At 62.3% G+C, this 16360-nt stretch carries 21 protein-coding genes; 6 read left to right on the plus strand and 15 right to left on the minus strand.

What is annotated here, in order from left to right; translation table 11 throughout:
• Positions 1–57: 57 nt before the first annotated feature.
• Positions 58–270: a hypothetical protein gene (locus tag BLR24_RS17545; protein WP_254787400.1), complete on the minus strand. Its 213-nt coding sequence runs from the start codon at positions 268–270 to the stop codon at positions 58–60.
• A 240-nt stretch (positions 271–510) separates the two neighbouring features.
• On the opposite strand from BLR24_RS17545, the gene BLR24_RS17550 reads away from it, so the two are divergent.
• The 3 genes from BLR24_RS17550 to BLR24_RS30430 all read left to right on the plus strand — a co-directional run bounded on the left by BLR24_RS17550 (position 511) and on the right by BLR24_RS30430 (position 2571).
• The gene (locus BLR24_RS17550) at positions 511–747 is read left to right on the plus strand and encodes a hypothetical protein (protein WP_093019155.1); all 237 of its coding nucleotides are present in this window, start codon (positions 511–513) and stop codon (positions 745–747) included.
• 517 nt (positions 748–1264) lie between these two features.
• Positions 1265–2098: a hypothetical protein gene (locus BLR24_RS30425; protein ID WP_139188770.1), complete on the plus strand. Its 834-nt coding sequence runs from the start codon at positions 1265–1267 to the stop codon at positions 2096–2098.
• Positions 2095–2571, plus strand: a complete 477-nt coding sequence (locus BLR24_RS30430; protein WP_139188771.1) for a hypothetical protein — start codon at positions 2095–2097, stop codon at positions 2569–2571. The genes BLR24_RS30425 and BLR24_RS30430 overlap by 4 nt, the downstream gene beginning before the upstream one ends.
• A gap of 36 nt (positions 2572–2607) precedes the next feature.
• On the opposite strand, the gene BLR24_RS17560 is transcribed toward BLR24_RS30430, so the two are convergent.
• The 11 genes from BLR24_RS17560 to BLR24_RS17605 all read right to left on the minus strand — a co-directional run bounded on the left by BLR24_RS17560 (position 2608) and on the right by BLR24_RS17605 (position 9730).
• Positions 2608–3726 carry a tyrosine-type recombinase/integrase gene (locus tag BLR24_RS17560; RefSeq protein ID WP_254787403.1) on the minus strand — a complete coding sequence of 373 codons (1119 nt, stop codon included), beginning with the start codon at positions 3724–3726 and terminating at the stop codon, positions 2608–2610.
• A 1-nt stretch (position 3727) separates the two neighbouring features.
• Positions 3728–3994: a hypothetical protein gene (locus BLR24_RS17565; protein ID WP_093019159.1), complete on the minus strand. Its 267-nt coding sequence runs from the start codon at positions 3992–3994 to the stop codon at positions 3728–3730.
• 47 nt (positions 3995–4041) lie between these two features.
• Complete coding sequence (locus BLR24_RS17570; protein ID WP_093019161.1) at positions 4042–4773, minus strand: nucleoside/nucleotide kinase family protein; 732 nt, start codon at positions 4771–4773, stop codon at positions 4042–4044.
• Positions 4774–4799: 26 nt separating this feature from the next.
• Positions 4800–5075 carry a hypothetical protein gene (locus tag BLR24_RS17575; RefSeq protein ID WP_093019163.1) on the minus strand — a complete coding sequence of 92 codons (276 nt, stop codon included), beginning with the start codon at positions 5073–5075 and terminating at the stop codon, positions 4800–4802.
• Between the two features lie 297 nt (positions 5076–5372).
• A complete protein-coding gene (locus tag BLR24_RS17580; protein WP_139188772.1) occupies positions 5373–5579 on the minus strand; it encodes a hypothetical protein in 207 nt (68 codons plus the stop codon).
• Complete coding sequence (locus BLR24_RS30745; protein WP_175543295.1) at positions 5576–5722, minus strand: hypothetical protein; 147 nt, start codon at positions 5720–5722, stop codon at positions 5576–5578. The genes BLR24_RS17580 and BLR24_RS30745 overlap by 4 nt, the downstream gene beginning before the upstream one ends.
• A gap of 2 nt (positions 5723–5724) precedes the next feature.
• Positions 5725–5946 carry a hypothetical protein gene (locus BLR24_RS17585; RefSeq protein ID WP_093019167.1) on the minus strand — a complete coding sequence of 74 codons (222 nt, stop codon included), beginning with the start codon at positions 5944–5946 and terminating at the stop codon, positions 5725–5727.
• A gap of 5 nt (positions 5947–5951) precedes the next feature.
• Complete coding sequence (locus BLR24_RS17590; protein WP_093019169.1) at positions 5952–8804, minus strand: toprim domain-containing protein; 2853 nt, start codon at positions 8802–8804, stop codon at positions 5952–5954.
• A 152-nt stretch (positions 8805–8956) separates the two neighbouring features.
• On the minus strand, positions 8957–9280 hold the full coding sequence (locus BLR24_RS31270) for an ogr/Delta-like zinc finger family protein (RefSeq protein WP_093019171.1): 324 nt from the start codon (positions 9278–9280) through the stop codon (positions 8957–8959).
• Positions 9277–9480, minus strand: coding sequence for a hypothetical protein (locus tag BLR24_RS17600; protein ID WP_093019173.1), 204 nt, complete (start codon positions 9478–9480; stop codon positions 9277–9279). The genes BLR24_RS31270 and BLR24_RS17600 overlap by 4 nt, the downstream gene beginning before the upstream one ends.
• Before the next feature lie 55 nt (positions 9481–9535).
• Positions 9536–9730, minus strand: a complete 195-nt coding sequence (locus BLR24_RS17605; protein ID WP_093019175.1) for a hypothetical protein — start codon at positions 9728–9730, stop codon at positions 9536–9538.
• A 317-nt stretch (positions 9731–10047) separates the two neighbouring features.
• On the opposite strand from BLR24_RS17605, the gene BLR24_RS17610 reads away from it, so the two are divergent.
• From BLR24_RS17610 to BLR24_RS17620, 3 genes are all read left to right on the plus strand, one after another.
• Positions 10048–10404 carry a helix-turn-helix domain-containing protein gene (locus BLR24_RS17610; protein WP_093019177.1) on the plus strand — a complete coding sequence of 119 codons (357 nt, stop codon included), beginning with the start codon at positions 10048–10050 and terminating at the stop codon, positions 10402–10404.
• A 203-nt stretch (positions 10405–10607) separates the two neighbouring features.
• Positions 10608–11399: a DUF5677 domain-containing protein gene (locus BLR24_RS17615; RefSeq protein ID WP_139188773.1), complete on the plus strand. Its 792-nt coding sequence runs from the start codon at positions 10608–10610 to the stop codon at positions 11397–11399.
• A gap of 11 nt (positions 11400–11410) precedes the next feature.
• A complete protein-coding gene (locus tag BLR24_RS17620; protein WP_217636328.1) occupies positions 11411–12073 on the plus strand; it encodes a DUF4145 domain-containing protein in 663 nt (220 codons plus the stop codon).
• 36 nt (positions 12074–12109) lie between these two features.
• Here BLR24_RS17620 and BLR24_RS17625 read toward each other — a convergent pair whose 3' ends face one another.
• Genes BLR24_RS17625 through BLR24_RS17635 form a run of 3 tightly spaced genes read right to left on the minus strand, consistent with a single transcriptional unit; the run spans position 12110 to position 16291 of the window.
• Positions 12110–13165 carry a phage late control D family protein gene (locus BLR24_RS17625; protein WP_093019181.1) on the minus strand — a complete coding sequence of 352 codons (1056 nt, stop codon included), beginning with the start codon at positions 13163–13165 and terminating at the stop codon, positions 12110–12112.
• A gap of 2 nt (positions 13166–13167) precedes the next feature.
• Entirely contained in the window at positions 13168–13593 is a 426-nt protein-coding gene (locus BLR24_RS17630) for a phage tail protein (RefSeq protein WP_093019183.1), read from the minus strand.
• 13 nt (positions 13594–13606) lie between these two features.
• The gene (locus tag BLR24_RS17635) at positions 13607–16291 is read right to left on the minus strand and encodes a phage tail tape measure protein (protein WP_217636329.1); all 2685 of its coding nucleotides are present in this window, start codon (positions 16289–16291) and stop codon (positions 13607–13609) included.
• Positions 16292–16360 lie beyond the last annotated feature (69 nt).

A 16360-nucleotide genomic window follows, 5' to 3' on the forward strand; every position in this document is an offset into this window, starting at 1 on the left:
TTTGGGTCTGGGATATACCCTCTTTTCGGGTTTTCGCGATGTCACTACGTCCGATGCCTAAGCCGATCCAAAGTAGCGGGCGGCAGCGCGGCCCAGGTTGGTGATCTCGCTCACTGTCGCGCAGAGCGGCATGGCGCTGTGTGGCGGTGAGAACGCGACCTTGATGTACCCGGCGTCTCGCAGGTCCTTGAGCCGGTCTATTTCGGACGGACTGGAGAACTGCATCGGCAACCGCGATGCCAGGATCTGGGTGAAAAGCGCATACGCCAAGTTGCATCTCCCGATTCAAGGGGAAATCGGGCGACACGCCGTCGCCCGGGCTTCGACCTGGATCGGTGCGAGCCTGTACCCCGTTCACCCATCCGGTCCGGAAGATACCCTGATCGGCGCGTCCTATCGATTCCACGTCCGACATAGGCCTCAGCCGGTTCGATGCCGCCGCAGAAGGCGCAAAGAGGGTACTCATGAGGGATTTCATCCGCGCAGACTGCAGCCTATGCTTTCGCAACCATGACCGCATCCCTGATGGATTTCGATCTGCCGGAGGGCTGGAGTTGCTCGGTGGAACTCGAGCTCACGACCGAGGGTGTCTATGCCGGACGGGCCGAACTTCGGCACGAATTCACGCAGTGCTGCGTACTGGTGGTGACCCAGCAGCCGACTTGTGAAGCCGCACTCGAATGTATGAAGTTTCGCGCCGCTCGTTTCGTGGAGGAGTGGAACTCCAGGCTGGCACAGCCCATGTAGCCGGTGTGCCCCAAAAGGAAATGCCCCGTCACCTTTTGAGTGGCGGGGCATCCAGAGGCCTTGCGGCTTATTTTGGCTCCTCGACCTGGGCTCGAACCAGGGACCTACGGATTAACAGTCGGAAGGCGGTTCGGGCCGTTACGCCGCATGGATGCTGTGATTTCGCATCTCGACTGCCAAACAATTCCATCGGACTGATCCCCTATAAGTGCCTATAAATTGAGCAAAAGTGGGGGCAAAAACACTGGATATTTGGCAGCGCCCTCCGTCGCCCGACGGGGCTGCTCCATGCTGAGTACGCTCTTGAGCGCGCGCGAGCCCACTTTGGAGGGCCGGGCCGCTGGAGTGCGACATCTGTTAAGGGGTGTCTGTTTGCGTGCGGCATGTCTCGCCACAACGGATGTCACCGGCGCTGTGGCCTCCCTCCAACCGCTTCAGAGCAGGAAAGCTCCAAGCGACATAGTCGATGGGACGCCCATGAAGCTAAGATGCCTCAAGAACTTTTAGAGGGCTCGTGATGGAGTGGACAACCGCAGCAAGTTTGGTGATTCGCCTCGGCAAGCAGGGATACGATAAACGGCATTCGATCCAAAAATATTGGACACGTACGAAGGCTTATTTGGACGTTGGACGAACTCAGGTGGTGGTCACTGGGCACGCAAATGGGGGGAAGTCCATTCTGGTCGCTCAAATGCATGGAAGAGCGAGGGATTGGATAGCGGAAGAATTACCTCGCGAATCTCGAATGGTTGAGGTCGATGCAATTTCACTGGGCGAGTGGGCAAAATTGGTCCGCGTTCTACCCGGCCAGACTGGATACAGGACGCATGGAGAGATTGAGGCTTTCGAAGGAAATGAAGAGCTCGAAGGGGTTATTCATGTTGTCAATTTCGGATATGTTCATCCCCGAAATCCTGTTGTGGCTGAAGCTTTGATAAAAAATGATGGGTTAGATACGGTGGAAAAATTGAGGGCCGCCAACCTTGATAGTGAAATTCAAACCTTAACAGCTCTATTGACCGATGTCCGCAAAGCGCATGTCCGACACAGGCGGCCAAAATGGTTGGTGATTGCAGTGAATAAAGTTGATTTGTTTGCCGATCGCCGGGATGAGGCTCTACGCTTCTATCATCCGAGCGGGCAGGGCGCATTTAGTAAAGTGCTAAGGGAATTTCAAAACGAGGTAGGGCAAAACAATTTTCCTATCTACGTGCTTCAGGCCTGCGCGTTTGAAACAGCCTTTAACTGGAACGGTGCGACAATTGATTCCGGACTAAAGAAGCAAGAGCAAGTGGAAATCTTGCGGGAATTCGTCGAGACTGTAGCAGTCGTTTCGGAGATGCATAAGTGAGCGCCGGCGGTCTCGCTCCATCTCCCGAAAGCGAGCTTGATGAACTTATTGCACTCGCTGAGCAAACGACGGCTAGTAAAGATGCACTCGAAACAGAACTTGAAAAAGGGCGGTCGCAACTCTGGCTACTATTTTCCGTGACGACGGTCGGCTCAGTAATCTCAATGATGGCAGCTATCTCGGCGCTCCTCGGCGGCTTTCAACTCGCTCAATACACAATTCCGTCGCAGATCATCTTGATTGTGATGGCTCTATTGTTTAGTGTGGGCGGAGGATACATGATTACGCGAAGAATTTCATTTCTCCAGCACATCAAGCGAGATCTCCAACTTGAGCGAGAAATTTGTTTAAGCCTGCTGTCAATGATTGACGACCAAATTCAAAGAGTGCTTCGTCGCCAAACTCTTTCGCCAGTTGCGCTCGCCACCATCCAAATCAGGATTAAGCGACTTGATAGATTCCGAGATAAATGAGTGCAAGTCTGACAATCGTTTGCAGGCAGGACTAATTTAAGCGATTTCTATAAGATTTGGCTGCGCGGTTTCGCGCCACCGCTGCTTGATGTAGACCTCGGTCGTCGCCTTGTTCTTGTGGCCGCAGAGCATCTGGATCTGCTCAATCGGCACGCCGGCGAGCCACATGTCAGTGGCGCCTTTGCCCTTGAGGTCGCGGAACCCGAAGGAAGGCATGGGCGCGATGCCGCGGGCCTTGCGCCGGATGTTGGCCACGTCGATGGACTTCTTCAGGTTGGAGCAGATTCCGTCATAGGTGTAGGCGTCGCCGTCCAGCCGGTGCACCAGCGGCTGCTTCAGCCGTACGACGTTGGTCTGCGTGCCAAGGGCTTTATCGAGCAGCATGGTCACGCTGGCTGGCAGCGCGATCTTCAGCTCGAGCTTCGTCTTGTTCTGGATGTGGTGCAGCTTGCGCACCCCGTTCTCGACGATCAGGTTGGCCGAAGTCCATAGCACGATATCGCTCTCCGGGCGCTGCAGGGTCCGATAGGTCAACTCCATCATCAGGCGCTCGCTGGCCGCGGCCACCGCGTAGACCTCGCGGAACTCGTCGTGGGTGACATAGCGGGCCCGGCGCACCTCCTTGTTGCGCTGCACGCCGCTAGCACGCAGGCAGGGGTTGTATTCCAAGCCGGGCACCTTGCCCGTACGCAGCAGCCAGCCGAAGCACGCGGACAGGCAAGCGCGCTCGCGGTTGGCTGGGGTCGGTCGGCCAAGCTCCTGCATGGTGGTGAGGAAGTCCTGCACCATCGCCGGCGTGATGTCTCGTGGCGTGCGCGGCGGCCCGAAGAAGACGCGCAGGGCGCCGCGCTTGCGTTTTTCGGTGGGCGCTTCGATGGCGTCACGGTAATCGTCGCGAGTGCGCGCCGCCATGGTCTTCTTCAGCACCCGTTGGTCGCAGTGCAGTAGGAACTGGTCGAGCCAGTAGACCATCGTGCCGTAGAGGCTCTGAGGATCGTTGTGGATCCGGGCCTTGCGGTTCGCTTCTTCCTTGTCGGTGCCGAGGCGCTCCCACTTCCCTTCGCGGTGGACGTAGTAATACGCCCCGTGGTTGAGGTAAACGCGGGGCTCCAGCCCCGTGTCGGTTTTGCGGCGGCGACCCATGGTGGGGGGCATATTAGGCGGTCTTCCTGCCGAAAAGGGCGACCACGGCGGCGCGGTCGCCCGTGGCTGTGCACAGTTGGTCCTGAGCTGCTGGCACCGAACCGAGAGCGGCACGGCCGCTCAGCACCGCCTCGGCATGCGATCGCACCACAAGCGGCCGGCCGTTCGGCTTGCGGTTCACGACCAGGCCCAAGCTTGCCAGTCGCTTGCACTTCGCGGCATGAGAGTTGGTGGCCAGGCCTTCGCAAATGCCGTCGATCTCTTCGTCCCTCAGGAACATTCCAGAAGCAGGGCTCCCTTCCTGCCCATGCAACCTGGCGAAGCACTTCACGCGGCACCTCCCGCCACGCTGATCGCCACAGCATCGCTACCTTCCACAGCCGCAACCAGGCGCGCCACCGGCGGCAGGCACAACACGTTGTCTCGCAGCGCCTCGAGGCTCCCGTCGTTCTGCAGATCGAAGTCGGCGGAAACCTTGTGCCGCTCACTGCTGTGCTGCGCTGTGTCGCCGTTCAAAACGACCGCATGCGGACTGTGGACCCGAACCACGCTGACCTGCACTCCAAGCCCGCGCAGTGCTGCCTCTTCCACCGGGTCACGCAGATCCGTGATCGCGATGCGGCGAAAGCCCAGCGACGCTTGCCGGCCGATCCACCGCGTCACGATGCCGGCGTAGTGGGCAGGCCGGAACCGGCGTTGGAAGTCCGCCCATTGCTGCATCGCCCAGCGTGGGCTGCGCGGCTCGTGCAGGCTCTCGCCGCCTTCGAAGCACCAGCTGATGAAAGCCGGCTCGCCGCACATGCCCACGGCAAGCGCCGGGATCAACAATTCCTTCGTTGGTCGGTGGCTGAGCATGCGCTCGTCAATGCGCCACGCTGCGGCAATCTCGCGTCTCAAGGCGTCACCGAACGCGATGGACAGAAACGCCCGATGGTTGACCAGCACCGCGGCGGCGCTATCCTTGCCCGCGCCGGCCTTGCCGGTGAATGCGATCACGGTGACGCGTTGCTGCGGGGCCTTGCGGCTCTGGCGCAGCGGTTCGAAGTTGACACGGTTCATTGCCGTCTTTCCCTGTGGTTGAAAAATCAGTCGTCGTCGCGCTCGCCCGATGCGGCGCGCTTGCGGTCGAAGAGAGGCAGGCCGCCGAGCAGCAGCTGCATAGGGCGGCAGGCCGGCTGGCGCTGCACGCGCGCCGGTGCCAGGCCGGCCGCGGTGGGATGCCTGGCGGCGATGCGAACGAGTCGGCTGCGCACCCGGTCCTGCATCACCGTCTCGAAGTCCTCGGCCCACCGAAACCGTGCCGCCATGCGTGCGCAGGCATCGCGCAGCAGCTGGTCGGTGGGCTCGATTGCGTGGGCCATGGCGGCTTCCCTGAGGTCAGTGCCAGGCCGGCATATCGAGGTGCCGCGCGTTCGGGCCGCAGCTACCCTGCGCCGCTCGTGCGGCGTCGAGCGCTTCCGGCTGCCCAGACAGACGCACCGCGGGGCTGTCGCACAGCAGGCGGCCGGCGCGGGCTGTGGAGTGCGAGCACAGCTCGCATGCGCGAAACAGCGTCCCCGGAGGCTTCGACACTGGCTTGCTGTGCCCCGCGCAAGGTGGCGAGACATGCACGAAGTGCACGGCCACCGCGTCAGGGCCTTCTGCGGGGTCATGGAACCTCACTTGGCGCCTCGCGCAGGCATGGGCACCACGTTGTCGAGTTCGAGGCTCTGCTGCCGCTCCTCGGCCTTGCGCTGCGCCTCCCGGGCCAGTGCGCGGCGTGCTGCCTTGAACGTCTCGCGAATATCCGTATGCGCGGAGTCCCGGTACTTGAAGCCAGGCGTGTAGACGCTGCGCGTCGGCATCGTTTTGCGGGGAATGCTCATGCCGACCTCCGCACGCTCAGCAGCCGCACGTCGCCGAAGCGATTGAAAGCGAAGTCCTCGGCCGCAGCGCACGACGTGGCCAGCTGGACATAGCCATAGAAGACGCCGGCGGCGTCGATGACCTTCACGAGATAGGCATGCATGGTCAGGTTTCGCTTGCAGCGGTGGTGGTTGAAGTGGGGAAGGGCGCGGGCTCGACGCGGTCGACCAGCCGGCCCAACGCCGTCTCGGCCAGCAGGCGAGCGGCCTCCGCATCGCGTGCGCGTAGCTGGACGAACAGGGCGATGGGCGCCTGGCCGGGAACGGCATGGCGGTAGTGGCAGCGGAATGGCTGCGAGCGGGTGATGTGCATGGGGTTGGAGGTCATGGTTTTCAGGAGCCGCGGCCTGGGCGTTCGAACACCCAGCAATGCACCGTCTTCGGCACCTCGAGGCCGGCTTCGGCGCGAACGCGGATGGCGCTGTTCACCGACTTGATGTCGATGAAGCGGCGGGTTTTGCTGGTGCGCAGCACCTTCTTGAGGTCGGCAAGCAGCGGGATCTGCTGGCGGTGCGTGTTCGCTTTCTCGACGAACTCGTTCAGGTTCACGGCGATCTGGTCGCCATCGCGGCTGTGGTTGAGCAGCGGCCGGTCGATGTGCCCGTGCTTCACCGACTCCACGCCCAGGCTGTCGAGGTAGTCGAAGGCCTCCCAGAATTCGTGCACCAGCGGGTGGTCGGCGTTGATCGACTGCTGCCGTTCCCGTGCCATCGCGACGATCTGTGCCTGCACCTGGGCGAACTGCGCATCGTCCAGCGCCACCACACTCCGCATTGCCGTCGCCATGGCGAGCAGCTGAGCGTGGTTCTTGGCGATGCGCGGCTTGTGGATCCCGTCCTGCTCGAGCAGAAAGCGGATGTTCTGGTCGTGGTCCGCCACTACTGTTGCCATCACCTCGGCCTCGCGCTTGAGCGCGGCCAGGATGAATCCGCTCACCTGCTCGATCTCGACCTTCTCCAGCGCCTTGGCGCTCTCGTAGCTCGCCGAGGTGAACCCCCGGGTGTCGAAGGTCATGTGGCAGATCCGCTCCATGATGGCCTGCGAGGCCTGCACCTGGTTGTTCTGGCTGATGACGATCGATGCGCGAAACGGCGGGTCGTAGGTCTCGTTGCCGCCGGTCTTCACGCCCGTGGTGCGGATGCTGTTGCCGTTGTAGGCGTCCTTCAGCTCGTCCCAGTCGAAGCTCTTCACATGCGACTGGCTGCCGCTCTTCGTCTCCCGGTCGGACTCGATCAGCACGATGGGCAAGTTGCTCACCTGCGTGAAGGTGCGCAGCCGGCCCGCCGAGGTGGACTTCGACGGGTCGAAGCCCTCGTAGTCGCGGCCGAACAGCTTCCACAGAAACTGGATCAGCGTTGTCTTGCCCGAGCCCGGCTCGCCCACGATCTCCAGGAACGGAAAACTCTGCTGCTCGCCACGCACCTGCTCGGCAAACAGGCTGCCAAACCAGTAGGCGAGGGCGATGTAGCCCTTGGCGCCGAAGGCCGACCACAGGTGCTTCTGCCAGGAATGGTCGTAGCCCTGGCGGTCGGTGTTGACGTGCAGGTGAATCGACTTCTGCAGCGTCTTGATCGACAGCTTGTCGAAGTCGAAGTAGTCCTCTTTGTTGGCCTCGTGAACGGCGCCATCGCGCACGGCCACCTTGCCGAAGATGTAGGTCTTGTGCGAGGCGCTGTAGCCGATGAAATCGACCGTCTGAACGATCTTGATGTTGTCCAGCTGCCGCTGCATCATGATTTCCAGCTGCAGGCTGGTGCCGCTGTAGATGGCGCCAGCGGCCATGTGCAGCAGCTGCTTCTTGAACTCGCTCCCGGTGGTCAGTTGGCCGGCGGTGAAGGTGCCCTTGATCTCCGGCCCGTCATGGGGGAACGTGACGCGGAAGTAATACCAGGCCTCGCCCGTGATCTCGTGGCGCTGGTAGTACAGCGCCTGCGGCCGGCAGTTTGCGATCGGCTGCAACACGCCCGATTCCTTGAGCGCCTGCGTGCGCAGATCATCGTCGTTCAGCGGCTCCGTGTGGCCCTGCGCAATCGACTCCTTGATCCGGTCCTCGGCCTTGCCGTACCGGTCCAGATCCAGCTTGAACCAATACAGCCGGTTGCTGTGGTCGAAGTCGAAGCTCGCCTTGCTCGTGCGGTTGTAGATCAGCAGCGCCTTGTCTTGCGGCGTGGCGGCCAGCAGCAGGGCGCCGTGATAGCGGTAGTCCTCAAGGTGGCTCTCCTCGAGCCGGCCACGCTGGTGCAGATCGTTCCAGTCGATCTTGCGTTTGTCCGTCTGCGGTATCTGCGCCGCGCTGCAGATCCACCCAGCGTCGCGGGCGCGCTTCACGTACTTGAGCGTGAAGTCCCGTCCGGCCTTGTCGCCGTCGAAGGCCCACACCAGGCGCGGCATGTCGACAGCGCCGTTCTGCCCGTCGACCGTTGCCTTCAGATCGGCCAGCGCCTTCTCGGGGTAGTTGTTGCAGCTCAGAAGCGCCACCGCCGCAATGCCGTGGTGCGCCAGGGCGATCGCGTCGAAGATCCCTTCGACTAGCCACAACTCCGCTGGCGGTGGCAGGGCCGGCCGGGCAGGGCCTGCGGGCGAGGCAGCCTGCAGCGCCCGAGCCAGCGCAGTTTCGGGCGTCGGTGCCACCGGCGCGGCGAAGCTCAGTTGGGGCAGCGCCCACCAGGTGCCGGCGTAGCTCCCGCCTGTCTTGAAATTGGCTTTCTTCTTTCCGAAGCGCTGCGGCCGGTCGAAAAGCCGCTCCCACCAAGTCTGCGCCAGCTGAAATCGCACAGTGCCGGTGCCCGCGCCGCGGCCCTGGTCGGCGCGTGCATCGAAGTAGCTCTCCTGCGCATAGGTGCCCTTGATGAGCGAGAGATCGAACCCTCGCCCGTCCCGCAGATATGCATCCGCCGCAGCGTTCGGGTTCTGCTGGTCGAGCGGCTTTTCCAGTTCCGGCTTCTGGAAGCGCTCCGTCCACGAGCTGAAGAGGTCGGGGTACAGCTCCTTCGCGTGGTCTTCGTAGCCGCAGTTGTTGGTGCGCTCGCACTTGACCACCCATGGGCTCGCGGCGTAGGTCCACATCGACTTCTTGCCGCAGGTCGGGCAGATGCCCGAGCGAAGGTACTTGCCGTCCGGCGACCGCTTGAAGTCGAAGTCCTGCACCAGGTTGCCGGCGATTTCCTCGAGCAGATCTCGGTTCATCGGGATCTCGCAGCCTGCGGTCGAATTCGGAAGGGGGAGAGCGTGGTCTTCTTCATGTCAGCAAATTCGGGGTGAGCACGTCCCGCAGTGCCTCCGAACAGGCACCGCAGGGGGTGGGGTATGGAAATGGGGAAGGGCGCGCGCTCTGGCGGCTATGAGGGCCCGTCAGGGCCGCTGGGCGGGAACAGGTCGAGCGTCGTTGGCGGCGTGAGGCACGGCGTGTAATCCGCTTCTGCAGCGCACCGAATCAACTGCGCGATCACGGCACGCCGGACGTGCGTCGACAACGGAAGGGCCACGGTCGGGTCAGGCGTCGACGAGATCGACAGGGTCATGTCCGCCACCGTCGTAGCCCGCCAGGTGTGCCCACATTCCCGATTGCTGCAGATGACGTAGTGCTGCGAGACCGTCGGCGAAAGACGCTCCGTCGAGCGAATGGTCCCGAGCTGCTTGCAATGCGGGCAGCTGACCCTCATGCAAAGCCCTTGGTGCCGGCGACACGGTCGACCAGGTATAGCGCCCGTCCGCGTCCGGTGCTTGTGCGCGCAGCGCGCCGAAGCCGGGTCTTGATGAGCCACTCGGCTGCTGCTTCCAGCGAGGGAAGCCCGCGCTCTTCCTGCACGCGCTCGATCAACGTGCGGTCGGCGTCGGTCAGATGGATGATGTGCTCAGGCATGCGTGCTGTTCGGCTGACGTTTTTGCGCTCGGTAGCGGCTCGTTGCGGTCTTCGCTCAGGCCGTTCGCTCGTTGACACTCAGGGCATGCGACAAAACTTGCTGAGCCTCCCGCATCACCAGATCGCGCAACAGCGTCGAGAGCTGCTCGCCTTGGTAGTTCGCCAATGCCTGGACGAGCCCATGCTCGTAGTCGTCGAGGCGCAAGGTGAGGCGGTTGTCGCGAATGCGTTTTGGGTCGGGATAGGTCATGGTCTTGCCGAGAGGGAAGGCGACACGTCAGGCGGAGAGGGATGCGCGCGTCCGCTCGCATTCAGCCAACCCGCGAAGCAGTGCGAGCCGCGCAACCGATGCGAGGGAGCGCTGTTCGCGGGCGGCAACCTTTTTGACCTGATCGAGTTCAGCTGGCAGCAGGCGAAGCGCAATGGGCTTCGCGCTTACAACACCGTTCGGGACGCGGTGCACGGGCTTGGAGACGGGTTTCATTGTTGCGGGCGCTATGCTGTGTGAAACAGAAAATTGCACAGGGAGTCGGAAATATAGAGCAGAAAACTGCTTATTGCAACAACATGGAAGAAGAAATCCGCTTATCTATCGGTGCGCGTCTGCGCGAAGAGCGAGAGAAGTTGGGTTTGTCCCAATCCGCTTTCGCTGAGATGGGCGGGGTGTCGCTTAGGGCGGAGCAGGATTGGGAGCGCGGAATTTCGGCACCCAAGGCCGACTTCTTGGCGGTCGCAGTCGCACAAGGCGTTGACGTTTTCTACGTGCTCACGGGGCGGCGAATTCCGGCCCTAGTCGATTCGTTGTCGAAAGACGAGCAAAACCTTGTTGAAAACTACAAGCGCACCGACGAAGAAGGGCGGGCAGCCGCCCGACGAGTCCTTTTCGCGCTCGCAAAACACAACACGGTGAAACAGTCCAGTTAGGGGAACACGACCAGTGACCCGTGATTGGATGTTGCTGATTAGACGATCCGATGCCCGAAAAACCACACGCTTCAATTCTCAATCGCAGCGAGCCGATGGCTCACACGGAGCAACACCTTGCAGCTCAAGCGGCAATGCTTCGAGATCTCGCGAACTACGGCTCAAACCTCGTCTTGAGAGTCTACGAATCGAGCTCGAGGAAGATGGCCGACGTCGTTGTATGTGGGGTCTTGTTAAAGCAAGTCGTCGCAATGGTGGACGCGACGGAGGTGCTCGTCACTGCAGGATGTGTCCAAGCTGCATTCCTGCCTGCTCGGGCCGCGTTCGAAGCATCTGTGTATGCGGACTACATCCTGCAGTCGGACAGCGAGCGAAGGGCAACACGATATGTTGTTGGCAATTACAGAGGTGAGCGCCTTTGGGCTCAGAGAGTCATTCCCGGGACGACAGAGGAAGCAACTTATCGCGCGCTGCCCGCGAGCCTCGGCCTAGATTTCCAAACTCTTCATCCCACACTCGCTGCAGACGCGGCCAAGCACCTATTAGAGGTTGATCGAATACTCAGCCAACCTGAACTGCACCCAATCGACGCAGAGTTCACGCGCGCCAAAGGGCGTAGAAAGCGCGACCCTGAGTGGTACACCTTGGACGGACTCAGCTCAATCCGGCAAGTAGCTGAGAGTGTGGGGCGGCTGGCTGAGTACGAGTGCTTCTATTCGAAGGGTTCACAGGTTACTCATGTAGGTTCGTACAAGGACCACATCTTGTTCAGTGCTGGGCAAATTCGATTGAAGCCCATCCGACACCTCGATGATTTCAATGCGTTGCTCAACGGTATCGTGACTTCGTGCCTTGCCACGTACAAAAGCCTTTTGAACCGGTATCGCCCTGACGAACTAGAGGCCTTTGGCAAGAGGTACTACACAGAGTGGCGTGAACCATTCTTGAACGCCCCCAGGCTCAAATACAACTTCGCGCCGCAGGGCGGTCAGTGACAGAGTTCCCTATGAACAAAAAACTGCTTCAACGATTTAGCGAGCTTTCCGACCAGGCTGAGTCCGTTGCCAAGACCGAGTACGCGGTGCGCAGTCAATATAGGGATCCCAGTCAACATGTCGACGGCGAATCGTTCTTGGCGTGGTGCGTAAAAACCACGAATCTCTTGGAGAAGGCCTGCGGTTCAGACTCGGCACATTTCCGAACTTTCGCTGAAGCCGCTGCGCCCAATGCGTGGACGAACAATTTGAGGACGTTCAAGAATTGTCGAGCCATCTTCGCCGCTGCCAAAGAGGACTATGAAGGCGGCTATCTCACCGGCATCGAGGAACTTGTTCGTGCGGAAGTTTTCGATGATGAATTGGAGCAAGCCAAAGAACTACTGACCGCTGGCTATGTCGCGCCGGCAGCTGTGGTCGCTGGAGTCGTTCTCGAAACAGCCTTGCGCGCGATGTGTGCCAAGCACTCGATCGGCCCAGGCAAACTGGAGCGCATGAACGCCGATCTCGCAAAGGCGGGGATTTACACCGTTTTGGTTCAAAAGCAAGTTACTGCGATGGCACACGTGCGAAACAAGGCCGCGCATGGGGAGACGTCTGAATATTCAGAGGCTGATGTCAAAAACATGTTGCCGAACGTCCGCGACTTTGTCGCTGCACACATAGGCACTTAACTGGCAGGCGGCGGAACGAACGCCCACTGCATTCGGTCAAGGTCCTGCCTCAGTCGAGACTGCTTCGCGTGCAGCACCGGCTACCTCGAGCTCTCCCTTCGTGGTGTAGCCACTATCCCCGAAGCTGTGGCACGTCTTGATAGTCAGCCACTCCGTGTCATCGATCTGCGGCTTGAACCCCCGCACTCGGACAGGCGTCTGCGGCGCAAGCAGCGGCTGTCCGAGGCTGATGGTGAGCTCAAATGTGGCGGCACCGCGCTGGATGCGCCGCCATTCAGCCTGTGCCGCGGCGCGAGCATCAGCCTCGGATGCATGGGCTTCCTTCAGTCGCTTGGCGTTGCCGCTCTGGCCCACCAGTACGCTGCGGCGCTTAGCGCCCTTCGAGTCATGCCAGTAGGCCCGCACGCCGCTGTAAGCCTCGCGGTCACTCGTGTGGTAGCGGTGGCTGTCGCCATCGGCACGGGTGATCGTGATCGTCGGTAGCGCTTCGCCCTTGCTGGTGGTGGTGCCCACGATGGGCAGGAACAACAGCATGCCTTTCTTGACCGTCGCGACGGCGTCATAACGCTTCGCCAAGCGCGTGACAAAGTTGAGGTCGCTCTCGTTCGTCTGGTCGATGTGCGCCACTTCCTTGCCGGCCAGCTTCGCATCGACGCGTGCCTTCAGGCTGTTGCGCTGCGCAATCGCATTGAGGATCGCGCCCAGGGTGGTGCGGTGCCAGCTCTGCTCCTTGCGTTCGCGCAGATCCTTCCCAAGGTCGGCACTGCGCGCACGAATGGTGATCTGGTCCGGCGCGCCGCTGTGCTCGGCCTCGTTCACCACGAAGGTACCTTTGTCGATCAACGGCGCGCCGGCCCAGCCAAACGCCAGCGAGAGCGTGACGCCCTTGCTCGGGATCTCCAGCGCGCCGTCGCTGTCGTCCAGCGTCAGGTCGAGCTGGTCGGCCTCATCACCGCGGCATTCAGTGAGCGTGAGGCTGATCAGCCGCGCATCGACGGTGGGCGTGATGTCCCGGTCTCCGAGCGTGATGCGGTAGCTGGGCGAGGGGTAGGGCGGGCTGCCGCCGTCGACGGCGCCGGTTGGCTTAGCCATGTTCAGCCCTCATCGCCGGCCGCGTCATCGCCGCCCACCGTGTCGGTGCGGTCATCGTCGACGCGCGCCAGCTGCAGTTGGAACTCGATGCGCCGGGCCGTGCCGTCCCTAAAGAACAGCGTGCGGGTCTCATTGAGTGACTCGATGACGAACTGGCCGTAGACGATGCCAGTGCCATCCACCAGCGGCCAGGCGGTTCCAGCATCTCCCATGGCGCGCAGTTCGGTCAGGGCGCTAGTGTCACCGGCCAGGCCGGGCAGCAGCAGGCCCGAAAGGTTCATCGTCTCTTCGCCGGGGCCGGTGTACTGGCGGGCCGGCCGCGCGCCCACGCGGCTGTTGCTGGGATGCCGCCAGCTGGTCTGCCTCTGCAAGTCCTGGTACGCCAGCGTGTCGAGGCTGAAGACGAATTGGCCGAACGCCATCATCATGGAAGCGGGTCTTTCAATCGAGGTCGGAAAGCTCGGACATCATCGTGGCCCGCTTGGCTTGTTGGCGGCGGTCCAGCTCGGTGCTGACGGCACGGGCCAAAGCCTGCGCATCCATGCCGGGCGTGGCTTGAATCGTGATCTGGATGGAGTCGCCCGCAAACGAAACGCTGCGCTGCGCCGCCGCGGCGGTGATGGGCGGGCGGCGGTCGAACATGGCGCCGCCACCGTCGCTGCCGGGCCCGCTGGCGCCCGCCACCGTGGGCACCGCGGCAGCCGCTGCGGCGGCCATGGCGAGCGCGGCCTGGCGCACGCGCCCCTGCTGCTCGGTGATGCCTTCGGCCGCCCCATTGCTGATCTCGTTGCCGGCGAGCATGAACATGCGGCTTGGGCTGCGGATGCCGAGCTTCTCCTTGAACCAGCCCAGCGCTGCGTCGGCAGCTCCGGTGATGGAATCCCGCACGCTTCCCAGCGCGCCGGTAATTCCGTTGGCCAGGCCCAACATCATCTGAATGCCGAAGTCGGTGAACTTGGCCGGCAGATCCAGTCCGAGATAGTTCAGCACGCCCGCAAAGGCCGTGTACATCAGGCCCAGCGGCGACCAGTTCAGGATCGCAGCAGAGATGCCGCCGAGCGAAGCCTGGAACAGCGCGGGCAGCTGGCCGAACCAAACCATGGCACCGTCGAAGCTGGCCTTGATGGCCGTCCACGCGCTGCTGCATGCGGCGGTAACCGAGGTCCACAGGCCGCTGAAGAAGGCGCTGATCGGCCCCCAGTATTTGTAGATCAGGTATGCCGATACTGCGATGGCCGTGATGATGAGGCCGATCGGGTTCATCAGGAGGGCCCGCCCCAGCGTCAGAAAAAGTCCGCTCACGAGCCGCAGGCCCGTGGCGAGCGGGCCGACCAACATGCCTGCCAGCGAGCCGAGCGGCAGGCCCATGGAGGCCATCAGAAACTTGAAGATGAACATGGGGCCAAGCACGCCGGCCAGCAGCAGCATCAGCCCACCAATGGCCGTGTAGAGGGCCGCCACCACGGCCACCACCTTGAAGATGGTTGCGGTGAGCTCGGGGTTGGCCTTGACCCACTCGCGCACCTTGCCGGAGACCTCGCCGATCCAGTTGACCAGGTCTTTCAGCTGGGGCGCGATGGTGGAACCGATCTCGGCCAGCACATTGGTGAAGTTGCCTTGCGCCGCTTCCATCACGTTGGAGAGGGTGCCCAGCTGCTTGTCTACGCGCTGCCGCAGGTCGGCCTGCGCTTCCATCTTGGCGAGCACTTCGCTGTAGCCGGCCTTGCCCTTCGCCATGAGCGTGTTGATCACCTGCAGCGTTTCGGCGTCATCGCCAAACACCTGCTTGATCACGCCGGTGCGTTTCATGTCGTCCTTGATCGAGCCGATCTTCTCGATCTGGTCGAACACCTGGTCGATGCCACCGAACTTGCCCTTGCCGTCTGTGAAGTCGAGGGAGAAGCCCGCCTTCATGGCTTGCAGCTCAGCGTTGGCCTTGCCCAGCTTCTTGGCGTCGAGCCCGGCCTGGAACACCTTGCGAATGGCGTTGCCCGCCGACTCGCCGGCCATGCCGGTCTGATCCATCATCACCAGCAGCGGCGCCAGTGCCTTGCTGCCCTCGAGGCCTTCCTTGCGGATGAGGCCCAGCACGGGCGACATCTTCGTGAAGCCCTGCAGCATGTTCCCCGAATCGACGCCGAGGTAGTAGGTGCGCTGGAGCACGTCCATCAGGCCCATCATGTCGGCCTCTGTGGTGCGGGTCGCGTCCTGCATCTTGGCGGCGAACTCGGCCGCTTGCGTGACCGGCATGCGCAGCTGCACGCCCAGGTAGGACGCCGATTCGCCGAGGCCGCCCAGTACGGTCTTCGCGCTCATGCCTTGGCGGATGAGCATGGTCATCATTTCCTGAAACTCGGCCGTGGTGCCGGGCAGGCGGTCGCCCAAGCGCGATGCCAGCTCGGTGATCTTCTTGAAGTCCTCCGGCACCGAGCCGTCGCTGCGCATCATCGACGCGCTGAGCTGCGTGGCGGAATCTTCTTGCGGCGCGTAGGCCCCGACGATGGAGCCGAGTGGTCGCATGAGCGCGCGGCCGGTGCCGACGCCCACCGCGCCGCCGGCGGCCATCAGTCCTGTGTGCATCATGGCTTTGGCGTGCTGCGCCTTGAGCTGCGCGGTACGGCGCAGCTGCTCGCCCTGGCGCTTGAGGGCGGTGGTCTGCGCGCCGATGGAAGCCGAGGTGGACTCGATCTCGCTGCGCAGCCTGCGCTCGTGGGAGCTCAGGTCGCGCGTGCTGACGCCGGCCGCGCTGAGCTTGTCGCGAAGCTGCTGTGCGTGCTGCTGCTGTTGCTGCAACTGGTTGCCAAGGGCGGCGGCTTCCATGCGTGCTGCATTGAAGTCGCGCGTCAGGGCCCTGGTCGGACTGCCAGCCTGCTCGAACTGCTGCGAGAGCGCCCGCACGCGGCCCTGGGCGGCCTGCATGTCGCGCTCGGTGCTCTTGAGACCGCTGCGCACTTCGCGGAATTGGCCCACGGCTTTCTGTTGCTCGTTGAGTTCCTTGAGCTTGTTGCGCATGTCCCTGAGCGCACGGGCGGCATCGCCGCTCGCGCCCCGGATCTGGCGCATGGGCGCCGTGGCTTTGTCGATCGCCTGCAGGATGACTTGCAGCTGCAGGTTATTGGAGGCCACGGGAGCCTCCGTTGCATGTCAGTTGCCGGCGAGCAGGCGGTGGAGAAGGGCAATGGAGAGCACGATGGC

Source organism: Variovorax sp. OV700, from assembly GCF_900099805.1.
GTDB lineage: Bacteria > Pseudomonadota > Gammaproteobacteria > Burkholderiales > Burkholderiaceae_C > Variovorax.